Annotated in this window: 15 protein-coding genes and 3 pseudogenes; 6 read left to right on the forward strand and 12 right to left on the reverse strand. The window is 32.4% G+C overall.

Annotation, left to right across the window (positions count from 1 at the left end; all coding sequences use genetic code 11):
* The 4 genes and pseudogenes from C568_RS0127800 to C568_RS0127815 all read right to left on the reverse strand — a co-directional run.
* Positions 1–154, reverse strand: a pseudogene (locus C568_RS0127800) (IS6 family transposase); the annotation flags it as partial.
* A gap of 56 nt (positions 155–210) precedes the next feature.
* A complete protein-coding gene (locus C568_RS31425; protein ID WP_018783420.1) occupies positions 211–669 on the reverse strand; it encodes a quinone oxidoreductase family protein in 459 nt (152 codons plus the stop codon).
* 151 nt (positions 670–820) lie between these two features.
* Complete coding sequence (locus tag C568_RS0127810) at positions 821–1,270, reverse strand: AraC family transcriptional regulator (protein ID WP_018783421.1); 450 nt, start codon at positions 1,268–1,270, stop codon at positions 821–823.
* A gap of 705 nt (positions 1,271–1,975) precedes the next feature.
* Positions 1,976–2,185: pseudogene (locus C568_RS0127815) on the reverse strand (Y-family DNA polymerase); the annotation flags it as partial.
* 469 nt (positions 2,186–2,654) lie between these two features.
* On the opposite strand from C568_RS0127815, the gene C568_RS0127820 reads away from it, so the two are divergent.
* The gene (locus C568_RS0127820; protein ID WP_018783423.1) at positions 2,655–2,885 is read left to right on the forward strand and encodes a helix-turn-helix transcriptional regulator; all 231 of its coding nucleotides are present in this window, start codon (positions 2,655–2,657) and stop codon (positions 2,883–2,885) included.
* Here C568_RS0127820 and C568_RS0127825 read toward each other — a convergent pair whose 3' ends face one another.
* The 4 genes from C568_RS0127825 to C568_RS0127840 form a co-directional block, all read right to left on the reverse strand.
* Positions 2,886–3,500, reverse strand: a complete 615-nt coding sequence (locus C568_RS0127825) for a replication-relaxation family protein (RefSeq protein WP_029427899.1) — start codon at positions 3,498–3,500, stop codon at positions 2,886–2,888.
* Complete coding sequence (locus C568_RS0127830) at positions 3,439–4,620, reverse strand: FtsK/SpoIIIE domain-containing protein (RefSeq protein WP_018783425.1); 1,182 nt, start codon at positions 4,618–4,620, stop codon at positions 3,439–3,441. The genes C568_RS0127825 and C568_RS0127830 overlap by 62 nt, the downstream gene beginning before the upstream one ends.
* Before the next feature lie 100 nt (positions 4,621–4,720).
* The gene (locus tag C568_RS0127835) at positions 4,721–4,906 is read right to left on the reverse strand and encodes a hypothetical protein (protein WP_018783426.1); all 186 of its coding nucleotides are present in this window, start codon (positions 4,904–4,906) and stop codon (positions 4,721–4,723) included.
* A 1-nt stretch (position 4,907) separates the two neighbouring features.
* Complete coding sequence (locus C568_RS0127840) at positions 4,908–5,204, reverse strand: hypothetical protein (RefSeq protein ID WP_018783427.1); 297 nt, start codon at positions 5,202–5,204, stop codon at positions 4,908–4,910.
* 121 nt (positions 5,205–5,325) lie between these two features.
* Between C568_RS0127840 and C568_RS0127845 the strand changes: the two genes are divergently transcribed.
* Both C568_RS0127845 and C568_RS34930 read left to right on the forward strand, forming a co-directional pair.
* The gene (locus C568_RS0127845; RefSeq protein WP_051091470.1) at positions 5,326–5,742 is read left to right on the forward strand and encodes a hypothetical protein; all 417 of its coding nucleotides are present in this window, start codon (positions 5,326–5,328) and stop codon (positions 5,740–5,742) included.
* A 121-nt stretch (positions 5,743–5,863) separates the two neighbouring features.
* A complete protein-coding gene (locus tag C568_RS34930; RefSeq protein WP_018783429.1) occupies positions 5,864–6,022 on the forward strand; it encodes a hypothetical protein in 159 nt (52 codons plus the stop codon).
* 209 nt (positions 6,023–6,231) lie between these two features.
* On the opposite strand, the gene C568_RS0127855 is transcribed toward C568_RS34930, so the two are convergent.
* Positions 6,232–6,636, reverse strand: a complete 405-nt coding sequence (locus C568_RS0127855) for a hypothetical protein (protein WP_018783430.1) — start codon at positions 6,634–6,636, stop codon at positions 6,232–6,234.
* A 1,221-nt stretch (positions 6,637–7,857) separates the two neighbouring features.
* Entirely contained in the window at positions 7,858–9,558 is a 1,701-nt protein-coding gene (locus tag C568_RS0127860) for a hypothetical protein (RefSeq protein WP_018783431.1), read from the reverse strand.
* A 1,250-nt stretch (positions 9,559–10,808) separates the two neighbouring features.
* Between C568_RS0127860 and C568_RS0127865 the strand changes: the two genes are divergently transcribed.
* Together C568_RS0127865 and C568_RS0127870 are read left to right on the forward strand one after the other, a co-directional pair.
* On the forward strand, positions 10,809–12,533 hold the full coding sequence (locus tag C568_RS0127865) for a helix-turn-helix domain-containing protein (RefSeq protein ID WP_018783432.1): 1,725 nt from the start codon (positions 10,809–10,811) through the stop codon (positions 12,531–12,533).
* Between the two features lie 829 nt (positions 12,534–13,362).
* Positions 13,363–13,920 carry an AAA family ATPase gene (locus tag C568_RS0127870; RefSeq protein WP_018783433.1) on the forward strand — a complete coding sequence of 186 codons (558 nt, stop codon included), beginning with the start codon at positions 13,363–13,365 and terminating at the stop codon, positions 13,918–13,920.
* Between the two features lie 357 nt (positions 13,921–14,277).
* On the opposite strand, the gene C568_RS0127875 is transcribed toward C568_RS0127870, so the two are convergent.
* Together C568_RS0127875 and C568_RS0127880 are read right to left on the reverse strand one after the other, a co-directional pair.
* Complete coding sequence (locus C568_RS0127875; RefSeq protein ID WP_018783434.1) at positions 14,278–14,769, reverse strand: DinB family protein; 492 nt, start codon at positions 14,767–14,769, stop codon at positions 14,278–14,280.
* 119 nt (positions 14,770–14,888) lie between these two features.
* Positions 14,889–15,497 (reverse strand): annotated as a pseudogene (locus C568_RS0127880) (IS1595 family transposase); the annotation flags it as partial.
* Positions 15,498–15,695: 198 nt separating this feature from the next.
* On the opposite strand from C568_RS0127880, the gene C568_RS0127885 reads away from it, so the two are divergent.
* Positions 15,696–16,166: a DinB family protein gene (locus tag C568_RS0127885; protein ID WP_006097656.1), complete on the forward strand. Its 471-nt coding sequence runs from the start codon at positions 15,696–15,698 to the stop codon at positions 16,164–16,166.
* Positions 16,167–16,625: the final 459 nt, after the last annotated feature.

Below are 16,625 nucleotides of genomic sequence, written 5' to 3' on the forward strand. Positions count from 1 at the left end.
GCATAATCGTTGTGTGAGCCATGGATAAGCCTCGTTCCTCCATCATTTCCACCAGGTTACGGAAGCTCAAATTGTACCGTAGGTACCATCTTACTGTTAATAAGATTAGTTCCGGCTGATAATGCTTCCATTTGAACAAATTTTCCTTTTCCATATCGATCACACACCTTTTTCTAGAGTAATACTATCAGTATGTCCAAGGTTAGGAGATTACTTGCATGTATCTTGAATTTCTTGCACCGGAACCATGGTATCTGTTTTTTGCACTTGTCCAATTTCATATAGTAGTATATAGGATAAAATAGATACTGTCGGCATTGTTGCAGCTTGTTCTAATGAAAGATTATCAGGAATCTTAAAAACTAATTGTTCATTTGCAACTACATATTCTGCGTATGATCCGTTTTTTGGAAAAGATATTACCCGTTCTCCTTTTGAAAATTTCGAATTAGGAGAAACTTCTTCTATTATTCCTGCGACATCCAATCCAAGGGTTAAAGGAAAATTCCCTTTCCCTTTATTGCCTAACCGTGTTTTTATATCAGCATAATTCACACTCGCATATGATACTTTTATTAAAACCTCATTTTCACCTATTTTAGGCATTTCAATATCTGTATATGATAGTACATCCGCTCCACCAAATTTATTTTGGATTACAGCCCTCATTTTTTAATCCCCCTTTAAACATTTCCTTTATATTTTATCATATTGTTATAAAGATTAAGAAAATTATTATTATGGGGTTAATTAAAAACTTTAGCTTGATGGTGATGGAGCCTCACCATCAAAACGCGAATTGCGTACGCTAAGGAACTTTTCAGTTTTTTACAGGTACACATATTTCGCAATAAGGATTGTTAATCATATCGCCAGTATATCTTTCCAAAATGGGTTTGTTATCAATTTGATATCCTTTACTTTGTAGAGATGGAAAAATATCAGCATATGCTTTTTGAATATCTTCTGCTGTATGTTTGACTTCGTAAATAAGATATTTTCCGCCCGAAAGTTCACTTTCGCAAATTGAATCATCTATTTGATAATCCTTTGAAATCACAATACAAGCATCAAATCTACAGTTTTCAGGAAGTGTTGTCTCAGGGTTATCTTGTGGAATTGCAAGTAGGACTGCTGATTTAAGAAGATTTTTCTCTTTAGCCCATTTTTTTAACTTCTCCATTACTTCAATATTTGCAGGACCATATGGACCAACTCGTCGCACATAAGCAATGCGATAGTTTGGAAGTGTTTCGACTTTAAATTTCATAGATTCTTTCTTCCCTTCTTCATTTATATTTATTTGTTACATTTCGAATGTAGCATGCTTTAAAAATATATACATTTTATTTTTTAAAATTTTTTAAAGTAATAATTTTCTTTTTAAAGGGAAATTTAGTGGAACAATCCAATCTAAAAAGGTCGAATCCTTAGCGTATAGGAATTCGACTTTTTTAGGTTAAACTTCGCTTAGCGTACGAAATTCGCGTTTTGATGGCGATACCCCATCGCTATCAAGCTAAGACTGCATTAGGAAATTTTCAGGGGAGTTTGTTTACTTTTTATAGGGGTAGTGAATTTTCTTAAATTGATGGGCATGGAGTCCTGCCACATGCCCATCAGCTTAAAATTTTGAAGTACCCCCAAATAAATTCCTATAAACAACTATAGAGAAATAAAATTTTCGTTTTTGGGATAATGATTTATCTTAGGTTGATGGCGATACAGTAGGACCCCTAATAAGAAGAAACCATCTTTTTTGTCATCATACTTTACTGATCTTATTTTTAAATACTTTGACTTACTGTTAAACAACTTTTTTATTTTTTGATAGTATCATCAAGGATTATTTGTCATTTCACTATCCGCGATTTTTAATTAATTTCGCTCTAAATATTTTTTCACTTTCGATAAAAATTAAGATAACCATTTATAGAATTATTAATTCTAATTTAACTCAAAAAAGGACATCAATATAAAATCTGGTTGCCGTAGAAATGCCCATTTTTTTCAATTCGGGTGTGGCAGCCAGCACAATAGATCCTTTTCTATTTACATCCCCAACGACAGCTAATTTTACTTTTAATGGATCTAATCCCCTCATGACACACGCACAACTGGCGAAAAATGAACAAAGGTCTATGCAGAAAATCATTCGACTCATGCATTTTGAGTAATCAAACATCGTTTTACCCTCCAGAAACAGAACGTTCGTTCTTATTATAAACCTTATTTTTCGGTTTATACAATCTTTTTGTAAATAATTTTTTAATATCATTATGATACGTGAAATTATATATAGTTCTTCAAAATTCGACCACTGAATAATTTAATATCTCTAAACTTATTAAACTCATTTTCATTTCTTTCTAAATTAAGAAAAGCTCAAGCCCTTGTGCACCAATGGGTTTGAGATTTTTATTTTATAGGAATACTCGTTGCAACAAGTTGCCATTAGGCTAGTGTATCAGCAACTTGTAGCTATTACTATGAATGCTAGATTCCACAAAATTATTACAAGTTTTTTCCCTTTATTATTTTGTTTATTATATGCGTTTAAGGTTTAAAACATGTTAATTAATTGACATGTTTTAAACCTTGAACTTTAGGACAAGCTAGTAGTAAAAAAACTTAAATTAATTGAGGTGAATATAATGGATTGGTTTGATATTGGCAAACCCAGAAGTAAGTTTGGTAAATTCCTAGATAAGCACCATTTAACTCAACAAGATATCGCTAAAGAGAGTGGTGTTAGTAGAGGAACCATTAGTAGATTGTGTAAAGGAAGTGCTTTTCATCCATCTTTAAAAAACAGTAACAAAATTATTAGGGCTTTAAAGAAGCTAACTAATAAAAATGTAGATCATCAAGATTTTTGGTTCTAATTAGAAAATATCATTCATCACAAAAGTTCTCATAAACACATTTTGTTTTACAGCATATTGCTCTAATTTAGATTGCCGATAGTCTGACAGTGTAAAAAAGATAATCACTGGAACAATAGCATTCTGTCTTTTATAGATATTTGTAATATGGCCATATAACTGTATTTTGTGTTCGTTTGCTTTCATATGTTGCATGCGATCTATTTCAACAAAGTGAGGGACTTTATCTTCAAAATAGGTTGCATCAGGAATGATTTGATATCGTTGACCACCGGTTGAAAATTCTATCGTTTGTTCTGTTTTCCATTCGGGAAATCCTAGCCACATCCAGGCTTCGTTTCTCATTAAAATGTGCTGTAATTGACTATTTTTCTTTACTATCCTTGTGATTCCTAATAAGTCACGTCCTTTTTTATTTAAATAATATACATGTTCACGAGCTATTTTTGTGATGTGACAATATGAAGTCAGATCCTTTAATACACGATTTGCATTTCGAATACTACCTAGACAGTGAATGGCTTGCAATTGTCTCCTGGTTGCAAAATCTAACTTACTCAAAGTGGATAAAATCTCGATTTGTCTCGCTTTCTGTTTGAGTGTTTGATGCCTCATTTTGTTTCACCACCTTGTATTGCTTCAGTAATTCCCACATGTCCATATCCTTTAAATAAGGTACCTGAATTTCTTCTGTGCGATCAGTCTTAAATAATGCTCTTCCTGGAAGGGAAGGCAGATCCTCAAGACCTGGTTCATCCAAAGCAACTTGTGAAGCAACCGCTGTTGGTAATCGAAAACCTAGCTTTGCATCAGCATTTTGTTTGATTTGCCTTGGCAATGTGTCAGAGGTTGGATATTGAGTACAAAATATAAGCCGGAATCCTAAACCACCTCCGATTCTTGCGATTTCAGATAACATCTCCTGGCACATAAATAATAAATCCCGTTGTTTTTTAGGTAAACCTTGTGTCGGACAAAGATTCGCTCCTTCATCTACTATGATGAAGCAACGCTTTCTAATTGATGTGTCTATAACATTGGTAAAATAGGACTTTTTCATCATCTCAATCTGTTTTACCATCTTTTCACGTACTCTCACCAACATCTCTAACGCCTGTTCCGGGTTTTCAGCTACTTCTACTACTTGGGATAACTCTTTGTAAGGACTAAATTCTAGCCCTTCCTTCAGATCGATAATAAAAAAATTTACGTGTTGAGATTGTTGCAAAATTAAACTAGTCATCACATTTTTTAAGAATACTGTCTTTCCAAAACGAGTCATTCCACTTACACACATATGCGGTGTTTTCTCGAAATCATGATACACGTGTTTATCTAATGCTTTCCCCATCATAACTTTCCATGTGTGCTCTTTTAACAGCTCCTTAGACCAATTCCACATTTCAGGTATTCGTTGCTTAAATACTCGAATATGAAGCTCTCTTTGATGAAACGATATTTTAACAGGTTTATATAGTCCTTCTTCTAATACTTCAGCTAACTTTTTGATAAGTTGACTAGGTACGCCGAGCGGTAACTTGTAAACATAATTCATACTTATGTCATCTTCTATTTCTTTTATAAAAATAGGGTATTGTAATTCACCTTTATGTTGAACACATATCTTTGCAATTTCAAAAAACGTTGCAATTTTTTTCTTATCACTCATTCCTTTACTTTGATAAAAGTAAGCTACTGTTATAAAGGTTGCTGGAATTAATATAAGTGATAACATTTCCTCCAAACCTCCTTAAGGTAGTTGAGCCTGTATGGATGCTTAGAAAAAAACACTTAAGATGCGCTATTATAATTATTTTCGACTACCAGATAAAATACTAACGTAGAAACACATCTAGTATATCCATTAGCACGTACCAAACACTCCCAATTAATAAGCATTTTAGCCCCGCACGTAGCAACCAATCTGGAAGGTAAAGACCTTTCTTTTTTAGTAACTTAATCCCCAAAACTGAAGCACCAGTAATGGCATAAACTACCCCTAGCTCTCCAATGATCGTCACTTTAGTCCCATCCCTTCGGTTTAATAGATAAGTTCCCTTTACGATCCCTGTATAGTTGGTAATCATCTAATAACTCATTCCAACTTACAGCATGTTCATCACCATATAGATCTTCTTCAATTTTTTGACTTAAATAATAATATCCTCGGTACTGTCGGTCTAAATAAACTTCATGTCGTTGCATATGCTCTTGTATAGCACATATGTTTCCTTCACTTTTAGTACTTTTATACATTTGATTCAATGTTCGAGAGGAATAAAGATACGGTGTACTATACAACATTTGATATTGATTCATATGTCTCACCATCCATATAAAATTCTAAGTACACTAATACATATGAGTGCTATCCATATTATTGAATTTGTACAAAAAATATAATATCTACTCACAAAGGACAGTTATGTATATACGAAGAATGTATGTTGCAACAGGGAAAAAGAGGAAAGAGGTGACGTTGCTTGTTAAAGTCAAAAAATTCATCATTCCGTTATTAATATTTACCTTGTTGGCTATATTCGTTATCGAAAAAAGAAGAGTTATTTTTCAAGAAGAGAACCCCATACCATTAGCCATAGGAATGTCAAAAATGATTTTTCAAGGGAAAGAAATAGTTGAAATAGAACAAAACGAAGATCGATATTCAGATGTTTCTCTTTATTTAGTAAAACGTGGGAAAATGGAGCCCTTCATAAAGATGCTGGAGAAGGATGGTTGGAAATTCGTTGAGCAATTAGAATATCAAAATGCTTTAATTTTTGAAAAGGGGAATCAGACTCAAAGTATTTCTTATAGATACTATACAAGATATTACACGATACTCGACTCTTATTAAGATGAGGTGTACAGTCTTCAAACGGAGAAGACTATGCTATAATATGAAAAGATAATTGTGAAGTTAGGGTGGAGGCTATCACTCCTTCTTTCTATTTTGGAAAGGGAGGGGGTGAAAAGCCATGGAAGTACTTCTTGAATTTCTAAAAGAAATTATAAAGGGGATTGTTCGTGAAACGATTGCACACCTCTTTAAGAAAAACATTTTAGAACACAAGAAATCCACCCTATCATCTCGCCGTCGGAAGCGTAAAAAGGGTGGATTTCGTAAGAAAAAATAAGTTATGATAGCCACCACCTTGACGGTAGCAGTTATCCAAAGAGGAGCACATGTTGGTAGCATGTTGCTCTCTTTTTTATTGTATGGCTTTATTGACTGAAGTATACCTTAGTTTGTATCTACATTATAGCATGTACAATGAGATTTGCAATTTCCAAGTTATTTAGCATTACCAGTATTTTTTTAAATCACTATTCTTATTTAGGTAGTCTACATAGACATACTTTTAACTTTTTCAAAAAATTCTTTTAAGCGCACAAATCCCTCTTCATCTCCACGTGTTGAAAAAACCTCTCGTTCTTCGTGAGAAACAACGATAACTGGAATTGTTTTAAAAAGAGCAAATGGTTGTCTTGTTTCTTTAATTTTATTAATTTGATGGTAAGGTATTTGTAATGAAATAGGAAGCTTACCGAATAATTCACTATAAAATAACAGCTGTCGTTCCGTATAAGCTAAAATGCCTCTCACAGGAGTGGGATTCCCATTTGGTACTCCTACTAAGCCAGACATACCATTTTGCATTTCATAATAAGTTGTAATCGTGCCTTGTATATTCTCATTTGTAGACATTCTTTCTTGAAATTCTTGCATTGCATGTTCTTTTAAACTCATATCAACATCTCCTTAAATTAAGACTTATTTTTCATGTTTTACTAGAAAAGAAGTACTAAATACTAATAAAAAAGCTAGCATGGCCAAGAAAGGAATTGTTATAAATTTCAAAAATACAAAATCAATTGCTGAGCAGTTTTCATATAAATAACTAAAGGAGCTCTTAATATTTTTTCATTTGTTTAATATATCGGTATTAGGATTCAGTTGACATATTCCTGAAAAATAAACGCCCTATATTCATAAAGAACTTATAAAATATTATAACATATGAATTTAATAATGTTTTATTCGTTTTTTTCTCTGTTTTTTTATACTGAACATCATAATTTACTTATCACTATGTTCAGTTGAATTTTAAATCAATTTTTTAAGGAATGAGGTTTCTATCGAAAAACGATATATTTAATTTTATTGGGAATAGACTTCTTTTGATTCTAAAGTTGTCCTTTTGTAAGTATATTTTCGTAAGTAATAAAATCTTATATAAATATAAATCTTATATATATTAAAAATATAAAGATAAAACTTATATAGGGCTAGTAAATATGAGTCTACCTCTACTGTAACAAGGGATTTGAGCATACCATAGCACAAAAAAATCATAAATAGCAGAATCTAACAACACAAAATTAGCTATTAGTACGGTATAAAACCTACAAATAATCATAAATAATATCATGTATTTCTACATAAAAAATGAAACAAATTGATGCATTGTTAAATATATTTATTCAAGTAATAAATTTTCAATTTATCCACCGTATGTCCACAATTTCTTACTATTTACTCACAAAACATTCACAATATAGGTTAACTAATCAACATAATTAGAATTTGTCACATAACTCACATAAATATTGATGATTTTTGATAGGTGAAGTACTAAAACCCCTTTATTTCAATAATAATTACATAATATTATTCACATTAGATTTTATTTATCTACATACCCACGAAATTTAATGTTTTTCTTATGATTTTTTGTAGGTATTTGAATGTATTTTAGATAAAAATAATGTGCTTATTTAAACATAGATGTGGAAAATTAGTTAATTGCAGTACAGTTTTGTATAGGAATGTATAAAAAAAGACTCTATTATGAATAGAATCGAGTAAAGGTGTCTATAAGGAGAAATCAGTGTAGGGTTTTTAAATAATGGAACCAACACGAATAGCCCTCTATTTATATTTTTTTCAAAAATAGAGAGCGGAGTATCGTTAATTTGTTTCTATTACCTCAAGTACTTGTTCAGCTGTCGTTACTTGAATACCAGCGCGTACTAATTGTTCAAATGCACGAATAAACGTAATCAAATTGAACTCATTCGGCACTTCAATAACGCGAAGTGTTTCTTTAGGTAATCTATCTATCTTTTCAATGAACAATTCGCGAACATCACTCGGAATAAAGCGATCTTTATGTCCTCTTGTTTTTAGAAGTTCACGTATTTCTATTTCTAAAGCTATATAAGCATTTAGATTTGCACCTTGTTCATAGGCGTATTTTCTAAACAATGTTTCTTCTTGATATTTTAAATAGTTACGGTGATACGATTCCTCTGTAACTGGTACAGCGAATTTGGATTTTAGTAACTCATATGTTTTACGGAACAACTTTTTGATGTTTCGAAGAGAGTACATAGAGAAATGCAATCCAAAATCAAATACAGCTTGTTCCTTTTGTTCTTTTGAAACATGTTGTGTAATAAGAGGGTAAATGCCTTCTTTTGCCGCTGTATCAAGAATTTGATATTGTGATGTTTGATTTAATATTTTTTTCAGCGTATACACTAACTTACTTGGATATTCTTCATTACGATCTATCATGTCACGTAAGCTGCGAATGACACTTCGAATTTGTCGATGACAAGTATACTTAAGTACATGAATAAATTTATTCATGTCTTGTGCAAATTCACCGATATTCAGTTCTTGTAGCACAGATTCAATAAAACGAGCTTTCCGTGCATACGTAACCTTTGGAGGAAATGGATCACGATACTGTATTTCCCCAGCTTCTTTTGTACATAAGAAATCTGTATGTAAGGATAGATATAAAGTCGTATATCTTTTTTTATTTTTACTTCCTTTTTGCAACTTGCAAATTTTGAATAGGGGAGTCCCTGTACATGGCAATGCAGTTGTTAATTCTGTCATAACCGCACGGATTTGATGTGGGTATTTCTTATGTAAAAAGCGGTACATTCCGCCAAAATGAGTTGTATTTCCTCTTTCATCCTGTTTATCTAAGGAACGTTTAAGCGTCGTTTCGCTGTGCTGTTGCATAGCAATGTCCAGGAATAGCTTTTTGGCCGCAACTGACATCTCAAAAAAAGCCTTAGTAAAAACGACCGGGCTAATATACACATAGGAATTTACCTTTTCAGTTTCTTCATTCATAAAATGAGTTAACTTAATGGTATAGCGACCATCTAATTCATTTTCTATTGTAATAATGTTATGTAAACTTAATTTCTTTAATGCAATATAGAATTGAGAATGTTGTATATAAGCAAATTCCTCTTTATATTGCTTGTAATCTTCCCACATCATATGTACTGTTACATTTGGAATGATCCCATTCGTGTAACATTTCTTGTGTAGATATAAGAAGACTTCTAAATCTGCATTTGTAATGCCATATAATTTATGTTTTCGTCCCATTGTTTCTGAAATAGCAGATAGTGTACGACGTGAAAAAGATGGTTTCGCCTGGGCCACAAAGCCATCTACATCAGCAATGCGTTCTTCATATGTCATATGATCCAGAATATCCTCAAGGTATGTATCTTTATAGCTGTAGTATTTTTCTTCAAAAGCTTCAACAAGTTTCTGCCAAGACTTCAATGTTACTAGAACTGCATTTGTATCTTGTCCATTTAGACTACGTTGATTACGAATAATAAATGATTGTCCCATCTTTTTCACCTCCTACATATAAATCCAGAAATATATGCCAAAACACTATAAAATATACCAATTATGATTATAGCAAATTGAAAAATGATGAAAGGTGCCCCTTTAAGAGAGAAAATGAAAAGATGAAATGCGCGTTAATCCCTTGTATATCAAGGGATTTGAAGGTTTATCGATTTTTTTTTATGGACATCATACCGCTACAGATTTTCATCTTTCTAGAACATCGATAAATCATTAGAAAGAATCTCATAAACATTGATATAACAATGTTTATGAGGTTCTTTTATAAATACGAAAGGGACATCATATAGCTGTAAGTTTTCATGTTTTCAGATATAAAATTATTTATAGAATAGCCTTTAAACGTTGGTATTAAAGCGTTTGAACTCAAAATTCCAAATTTTATAAGGGACATCATATAGCTAAATCCTTTTCATCTTTTTATAAAAAAAGGGACATCATACCGCTACAGGTTTTCATGTTATATAAATAGCCGAAAATACGAACAAAAGGCAGTGAATGTATGATGTCAAAGGGTTTATAGAACATTCGCGTCATTCAAAAGGGACATCATATAGCTATGAGTTTTCATGTTTTTAGATATGAAATTATTCATAGAATAGTCTTTAAGCGTTGATATTAAAGGATTCAATCTCGAAATTTTAAATAGTAAAAGGGACATCATATAACTAAGACCTTTTCATCTTTGTATGAAAGAAGGACATCATACCGCTACAGATTTTCATATTATATAAATAGTTGAAAATGCGAACAAAAGGTAGTGAATGTATAATATCAAAGGAGTTATAGAACATTTTCATTATTCAAAAGGGACATCATATAGCTCGAAATTTTCATGTTCCATATTGGAATTACAAAAGAACCCCTTTTATATCAAGCTTTAGCCCTCTTTTTTAACATTTTTGTGCAGTTAAATGGGCAATGATATAGCTACAGATTTTCACGTTTATGAAAAACAAGACTAATAGAAGAAGGACCTATGAAAAAAGTTAGGATATTACATTAGCCTTGGAATTAAGTTGTATTTGGATTTTACAAATTAAATTGGTCTTGTATAATCATTTACAGGGATAGGTATGAATACTAAGACCCTGTAAAGGTGTAACGTAGAAAATTTAAAATAGAATATTCTAATTACCTTTCTTGTTATTTAGAAAGGGACATCATATAGCTAAGTATTTTCACGTTTAGATAACATTTATTAAATTTATGTAAGGAGCAAAATATATATGGAAGACGTTCTACAATTGTTTAGAGATGCATTATCAATAACAGAACCACTTTATAAACAGAACGAGCAATTGTGGCATAAATGGAATTCTTACTATGTAGACGTTGAAGCAGATAATAGTAAAATTGTAACTTCAGAATACCTTTCTCCATCATTCTCAATGCTTGTACAGTGGGTGAAGCAGCAACAAGGAAAGGGCATTTCAGCTTTAGATATATTCAAAAATATAGATGCTTACAAAGTAAAAATTCATGAGACAATAGATGTCTTTATAGCCCAAGAGTTTCGTAATGAAGAAACAGTTAATACAATAACACATACACCAGTGATTGAACCTAATGCGAATATAGCGCATGAAAATTATTTAGAAGTAAATAATTCCGCCGTTTATTATAAGTTAAGAGATGGGATAGCAAAGAATCAATTTGAGGAAGATGAAAATACAAAATTAAAATCATATCCCATTGAAGCGAAAGATAGTAATGGAGTAGCACAGCTTTCATCTCATAAAGACGAAGATTTAAGGTTAACAAATATTGAAGAGGCCGCAAGATGGAACACATTAGTAGATGGTGTAATGAGTAATATGGATGATTTAACAGCGGACGTATTAGATACCATCACAATTCAATGGCTAAATGAAGCAAATTCACCTGATGAATTTATTGATTTTTCATATGAACAAGTTTTAGAAATGTGCAGTATTTCAAAAGCAAAAGCAAATGGTGTTGAATATTATAGAGTGGAAGATAAGATTAAGGTAGCTAAACGTATAGCAGCTCTAGCAAGTATTTTTATATACTTAAACGATGAGAATGAAGTAGTTGTACTAAATGATCGCGCTGAAACAGGTAAACATTATGAGGTGAAGCGTGAAGTCATTAAACGGTTATTTGTATTAGATTCTGTAGTGCTTTGGAGGGATAAAAATACAAATGAATACATGGGTATAGAATCGTGCCGAATTAAACCGGGCAGTTTCTTATCCAGTTATCTATATGGATCTAATAGCACTACAGCACTATTATCAAAAAAGGCCCTTGAATATAATAGCTATAGACACAAATATCATAAAAGATTAATTCGTTATTTGACATGGCAGTGGAGAATTCGTCAAATGTTTTCTAACTTAAAAAGGCCATATTCTATAGGGGGAGATAAAGGGTTATTAGCAGTAATGGGCATTAACCAAAAGCAAAAGCCTAACCGTATTCGTGATCAATTAGAAAATGTTTTAAGTGATTTAGAAAAAGAAGGTGTAATTTCTCATTGGGGATATGATAAGGAGTTAGATGAGGATCAATTGACGAAGAAGAATTGGTTTAAAAAATATTATTCACAGTTAGGAATAGTAATACTACCACCTAATGAATTAATTCGTTCAATGGAAAACTTAGCAAAGAAGAAGGATACTGATGTAATTCATTCAACGGAAAGCCTAGTAAAGAAGCAGACTATTGATGTAATTCATAGGGATAATCAGCCAGTAAAAACTGAAGAAAGGCCCTTAGATATAAATAGAAATGAACAGTTAATTCGGGATAAAATAGAATTTATGCATCGGAGAAAGAACATAACTATGCGGGAGCTCTCAGCAGAGATAGGCATATCACAGCCCACTCTTTCAAGATTCTATAATAAAAAAACAAAGCGTCTCTCTGGAACTGCGAGAGACAAATTAAATCAATGGTATAAAAGACAAATGATCATCGATAAAATGTAAATTTAAGCTAAAAATTAGTATTAAAAAGAGTCCTAGAAATAGGACTCTTTTTAATGTAGTTATTGAATTTTCCGGTTTTAAAACGAAATATAGAAATATCCCTTTTTAGAAATAGGGATATTTCTATATTCTAAGTCTTTGTTAATAATTTGAATTTCTTTTCCTCCTGTAGATTCACTTGTTTTTGCTCATTATTAGGTAAAGAAACAGGAGTATCTTCGCTATTTTTGATAACAAAAGTAGGGATATATAGAAATATCTACTTATAGAAATAGGGATATTTCTATAAGTTGTATAGAAGATTATAGCAGTGATATGTGGTACATGTAATAGAGTTATAGAATTAACGGATAATGCCTAAACCATTGATGTCAAAAGAGATTAATTACAATGAAAATGAAACTAAAGAATATTCCTGATTTTGAATAGATCCAAAGAATGGCGCTACTAGCTCAAAAACAATGGGGTGTTACTACTAATTAGTGGCGTAGTGTTATTGTAGCTAAGTACAAGGAAAATATTAAACAGTTAGCTGTAGAGATAAAACGATTGATGAAGGTGTTAAGTGACAAAAAAGTTGTTTAATTTACAATAAAGTCATTTAATTCTTATTGGACTAACAGGCAGGTTAGTTGAAGAGTGTTAGTTAACTTGTGTTCAACAATTGGGCCATTTAACAGCATAACTTTTTCAGGTAAACAAATTAAAAACGTTAATGTGAAATGTAGTTACTGAACAACCTAAAATTTTTCAGATAGTATGAAGTTTGTGAAAAAGGGTACTTGAAATTATTAGTATAATAATAAAAAATCATTAATGGAGGAAGTCTATGAAATTTGTACTTATATTTGGTCCGCAAGCAGTTGGTAAAATGACAGTAGGGCAAGAGTTAGCTAAAGTAACTGGATTGAAACTATTTCATAATCATATGACCATTGAATTACTTGAGCCCTTATTCAGCTTTAGCCCGGAAATGTGGAGGTTGTCAACTTTATTTAGAAAAGAAATATTCAAGGCAGTGGCTGAGAGTGAACTGGAAGGTTTGATCTTTACATATGTGTGGGCTTTTGATCAACAAGAGGATTGGGACTTCGTAGACCAGACATGTGAAATCTTTGAATCCCAGGGTGCTACTATATATTTTGTGGAATTAGAAGCTGATATGGACGAGAGGCTGGAACGAAATAAAAGTCCGCATCGACTTGAGCATAAACCTACCAAAAGAAACGTTGATTGGTCGGAGAATGAACTAAGGGAGTCAATGGAAAAATACAGATTGAACTCCCATAAAGGTGAAATTAAAAATGAGAACTACATAAAAATTAATAATACAAATTTGAGTGCTGCAGAAGTAGCTGAAATAGTGTCAACAAGGTTTGAATTATAAAATCACGTGAATGATCTTCAATTATCGGGCGCTTTAATGGAGGAAATATCATAGAAATGATCAAACTTTTTTATAAAAATCTCATACTTAGTTAAAAAGAGTAACTCCATTTTGATCAATCTTTTTTTCAAAATGGAGTTTTTGTTGTTGCTGTTAAATAAAGATTTGTGACTTCACTTTTATCAAACTTTATTCCAAAGCAACACAATCTTTATTCTAAAGCTACAATTAAAGGCTTTGTTAAATAGTATTGTTGTTTTTCAGGTATAAAATATAGGAACGTCCGATTTGGACGTTCCCGTTCTTATTCCATTAAAGCCCCCTATAATGAAATAACTGTAAAGCTAATGAAACTTTTTAAAAGCTGCGTTTCCCTGCCCAAGCTCCTTGCATTTTACTTAGGAATACAATTTGCCCAATATGATATGCGTCGTGCAATGCTAAACTCTTCAGTTCAAGCACTAATGATCTTTCTCCAGGGATCTGTCTATACAAATCTTCTTGTTCTGATTTTGCTAGTATTTTTTCAAGTTCACGATGAACATAAAAGTACTCTTGTTTTGTTTCCTTCCAATTTTGAAACGTCTCAGTTGGTAATCGAAATGTAGATTTATTATCTTCTGCCTGTGGCTCATTCGCTGTTTCACCAAGAAATCGCACCAGAAGTCTCTTTTTATAGAAAAGTAAATGACAAACTAATTCCCAAATGGAATTCATTGCCCCCTCAACTGGTTTCCAAATTGCCTGTTCAAAAGTAATATCCTCTAGCACTTTTTCAAGTGGTGGAAACCAGTCTTCTTCATCTAAGCAGCTTGCCCATTGTTGTAACAATAGTGTCTTTACATCCATTTTCTATTCCCTCCAATTCAATCCCTTTAATAGATAATCCCTTTGGTCAAAATCCATTTGCGGCGTGTTGTAGATAGCTATTAAACTGGTCCTTTAACGGAGAAATAAGCGTCTTATTATTAGGAAAATTCCGATAACTTTAGTTTATCATAAGTTGTGTTAACTGAGAAAGAACAACTGTCTAAAAACATTTTGGTTATCGTAAAGTTATCTTTTATATGTTTGATGGTGTCTAAGAATTGGAACCAGCTCAAATAATGGTCTAGATATTTAGTCGCTACACTATTAAAACGCTTCATCCAGCTCTTTAAACGGCTGTGATAACTATTTACATTCTGGATGTGATAAATCCCTTTAAATCGCTCCCTACCATTTGCTTTCAAGCGATGATGCTCAATTCCTTTTTCTTTGGCATAAGTCATAAACACCCACCAAGCATCCGTACACAGAACATTTTGTATTGATAGTTTGGAACCTAACGCTTCGTCCAAACTCTTTGTTATAATACGCCCTTTTCCTATTGTTTTGGAAAACGTTCTCTTTTGGCGGTCTCTGGCTACAAGAACGCATACTTGGTCCCTACTTATTCCTCTAAACTTTGAATTACCACCGCGTAACCTTGGTTTTCGACTTTGGATATTCCGTTTTCCTTTCTCGGAATAGAGGAAATAGGTTTCATCCATTTCTACTATGCCTTCGAAAAGTTCAAAATCCATCTGTTTCAATGCAAAATCAAGTGGTGTAGTTATTTCATTAAAGGGCGCTTTTCTGAAATAAGGAGAGCGTCTTTCTTCATGAAAAGGGCCAGTTTGTGGAATAAGATTAGCAGGGTAGTTAAAAAGCAGGAAGTTTACTTAAAAATGTAGAATCTCGATAGAGTTATAAGGATTTTTTTGAATCTTTAACTATTTAGGGGGGAGATTACTTTGAAACGAATTGACTTGCTTTTAAACGTACTAGATTCAACATTCGATAAAGAGAGTTGGTATGCACCGTTTAAACATGCTATAGAAGGACTTACAGCCGAACAGGCTATCTGGAAACCATCTGAAGAGGCAACTAATACCATTTGGGAAAACGTTAATCATCTCATTTATTATAAAGAGAGACTTGCTGCAAACTTGGAAGGCCGTGAATGGACACATAATCTCGACGGTGATGAAACCTTTTATCTTACCAATCAATCTAATGATGATAAGGAATGGAAGAAAGTCGTTGAACGTTCTGAAAATGCTCAACGTAATTTAAGACAGGCATTGAGTGCAATTTCCGAAAAAGAGCTTGAGCAAAATTCACTTGAGGAGAAATTACAGGACATCATGCTTCATGATGCTTATCATACAGGCCAAATTATTCAATTAAGGAAAATGCAGGGGTCATGGCCATCAAATAGTTGAATGAATCTTCTAGTTATTTCATTAAAGGGCATGATTGTGGAGCAAACACAGATAGAAAATGATTAAACTTTTTTATAAAAAATTATTCACTAGCAACAAACAACCTAAGCATTTTGATCAAACTTTATTACAAACCAACAGTATCTTCGCTATTTTTGATAAAAAAAGTAGGGATATATAGAAATAGGGATATTTATATGGTGCGGGAAAAGAACACAGCGATGATATGTGGTACATGTAATAGAATTAACGGATAATGCCTAAACCATCGATGTCAAAAGAGATTGACTACAATGAAAATGAAACTAAAAGGATACTCCTGATCTTGAAGAGATAAAAAGAATAGCGCTACTAGCACAAAAATAATGGGATGTTACTACTGATTAGTGGCGTAGTGTTATTGTAGCCAAGTACAAGGAAAATATTAAACAGTTAGCTTTAGAGACAAAACGATTGATT

Source organism: Bacillus sp. 95MFCvi2.1, assembly GCF_000374965.1.
Classification (GTDB): domain Bacteria; phylum Bacillota; class Bacilli; order Bacillales; family Bacillaceae_G; genus Bacillus_A; species Bacillus_A pseudomycoides.

Excerpts from the sequence above, each read along its gene's own strand:
- C568_RS31425 (WP_018783420.1), bottom strand. The coding sequence starts at position 669 with ATGAGGGCTGTAATCCAAAATAAATTTGGTGGAGCGGATGTACTATCA.
- C568_RS0127810 (WP_018783421.1), bottom strand. The coding sequence starts at position 1,270 with ATGAAATTTAAAGTCGAAACACTTCCAAACTATCGCATTGCTTATGTG.
- C568_RS0127820 (WP_018783423.1), top strand. The coding sequence starts at position 2,655 with ATGGATTGGTTTGATATTGGCAAACCCAGAAGTAAGTTTGGTAAATTC.
- C568_RS0127825 (WP_029427899.1), bottom strand. The coding sequence starts at position 3,500 with ATGAGGCATCAAACACTCAAACAGAAAGCGAGACAAATCGAGATTTTA.
- C568_RS0127830 (WP_018783425.1), bottom strand. The coding sequence starts at position 4,620 with ATGTTATCACTTATATTAATTCCAGCAACCTTTATAACAGTAGCTTAC.
- C568_RS0127840 (WP_018783427.1), bottom strand. The coding sequence starts at position 5,204 with ATGAATCAATATCAAATGTTGTATAGTACACCGTATCTTTATTCCTCT.
- C568_RS0127845 (WP_051091470.1), top strand. The coding sequence starts at position 5,326 with ATGTATGTTGCAACAGGGAAAAAGAGGAAAGAGGTGACGTTGCTTGTT.
- C568_RS34930 (WP_018783429.1), top strand. The coding sequence starts at position 5,864 with ATGGAAGTACTTCTTGAATTTCTAAAAGAAATTATAAAGGGGATTGTT.
- C568_RS0127855 (WP_018783430.1), bottom strand. The coding sequence starts at position 6,636 with ATGAGTTTAAAAGAACATGCAATGCAAGAATTTCAAGAAAGAATGTCT.
- C568_RS0127860 (WP_018783431.1), bottom strand. The coding sequence starts at position 9,558 with ATGGGACAATCATTTATTATTCGTAATCAACGTAGTCTAAATGGACAA.
- C568_RS0127865 (WP_018783432.1), top strand. The coding sequence starts at position 10,809 with ATGGAAGACGTTCTACAATTGTTTAGAGATGCATTATCAATAACAGAA.
- C568_RS0127870 (WP_018783433.1), top strand. The coding sequence starts at position 13,363 with ATGAAATTTGTACTTATATTTGGTCCGCAAGCAGTTGGTAAAATGACA.
- C568_RS0127875 (WP_018783434.1), bottom strand. The coding sequence starts at position 14,769 with ATGGATGTAAAGACACTATTGTTACAACAATGGGCAAGCTGCTTAGAT.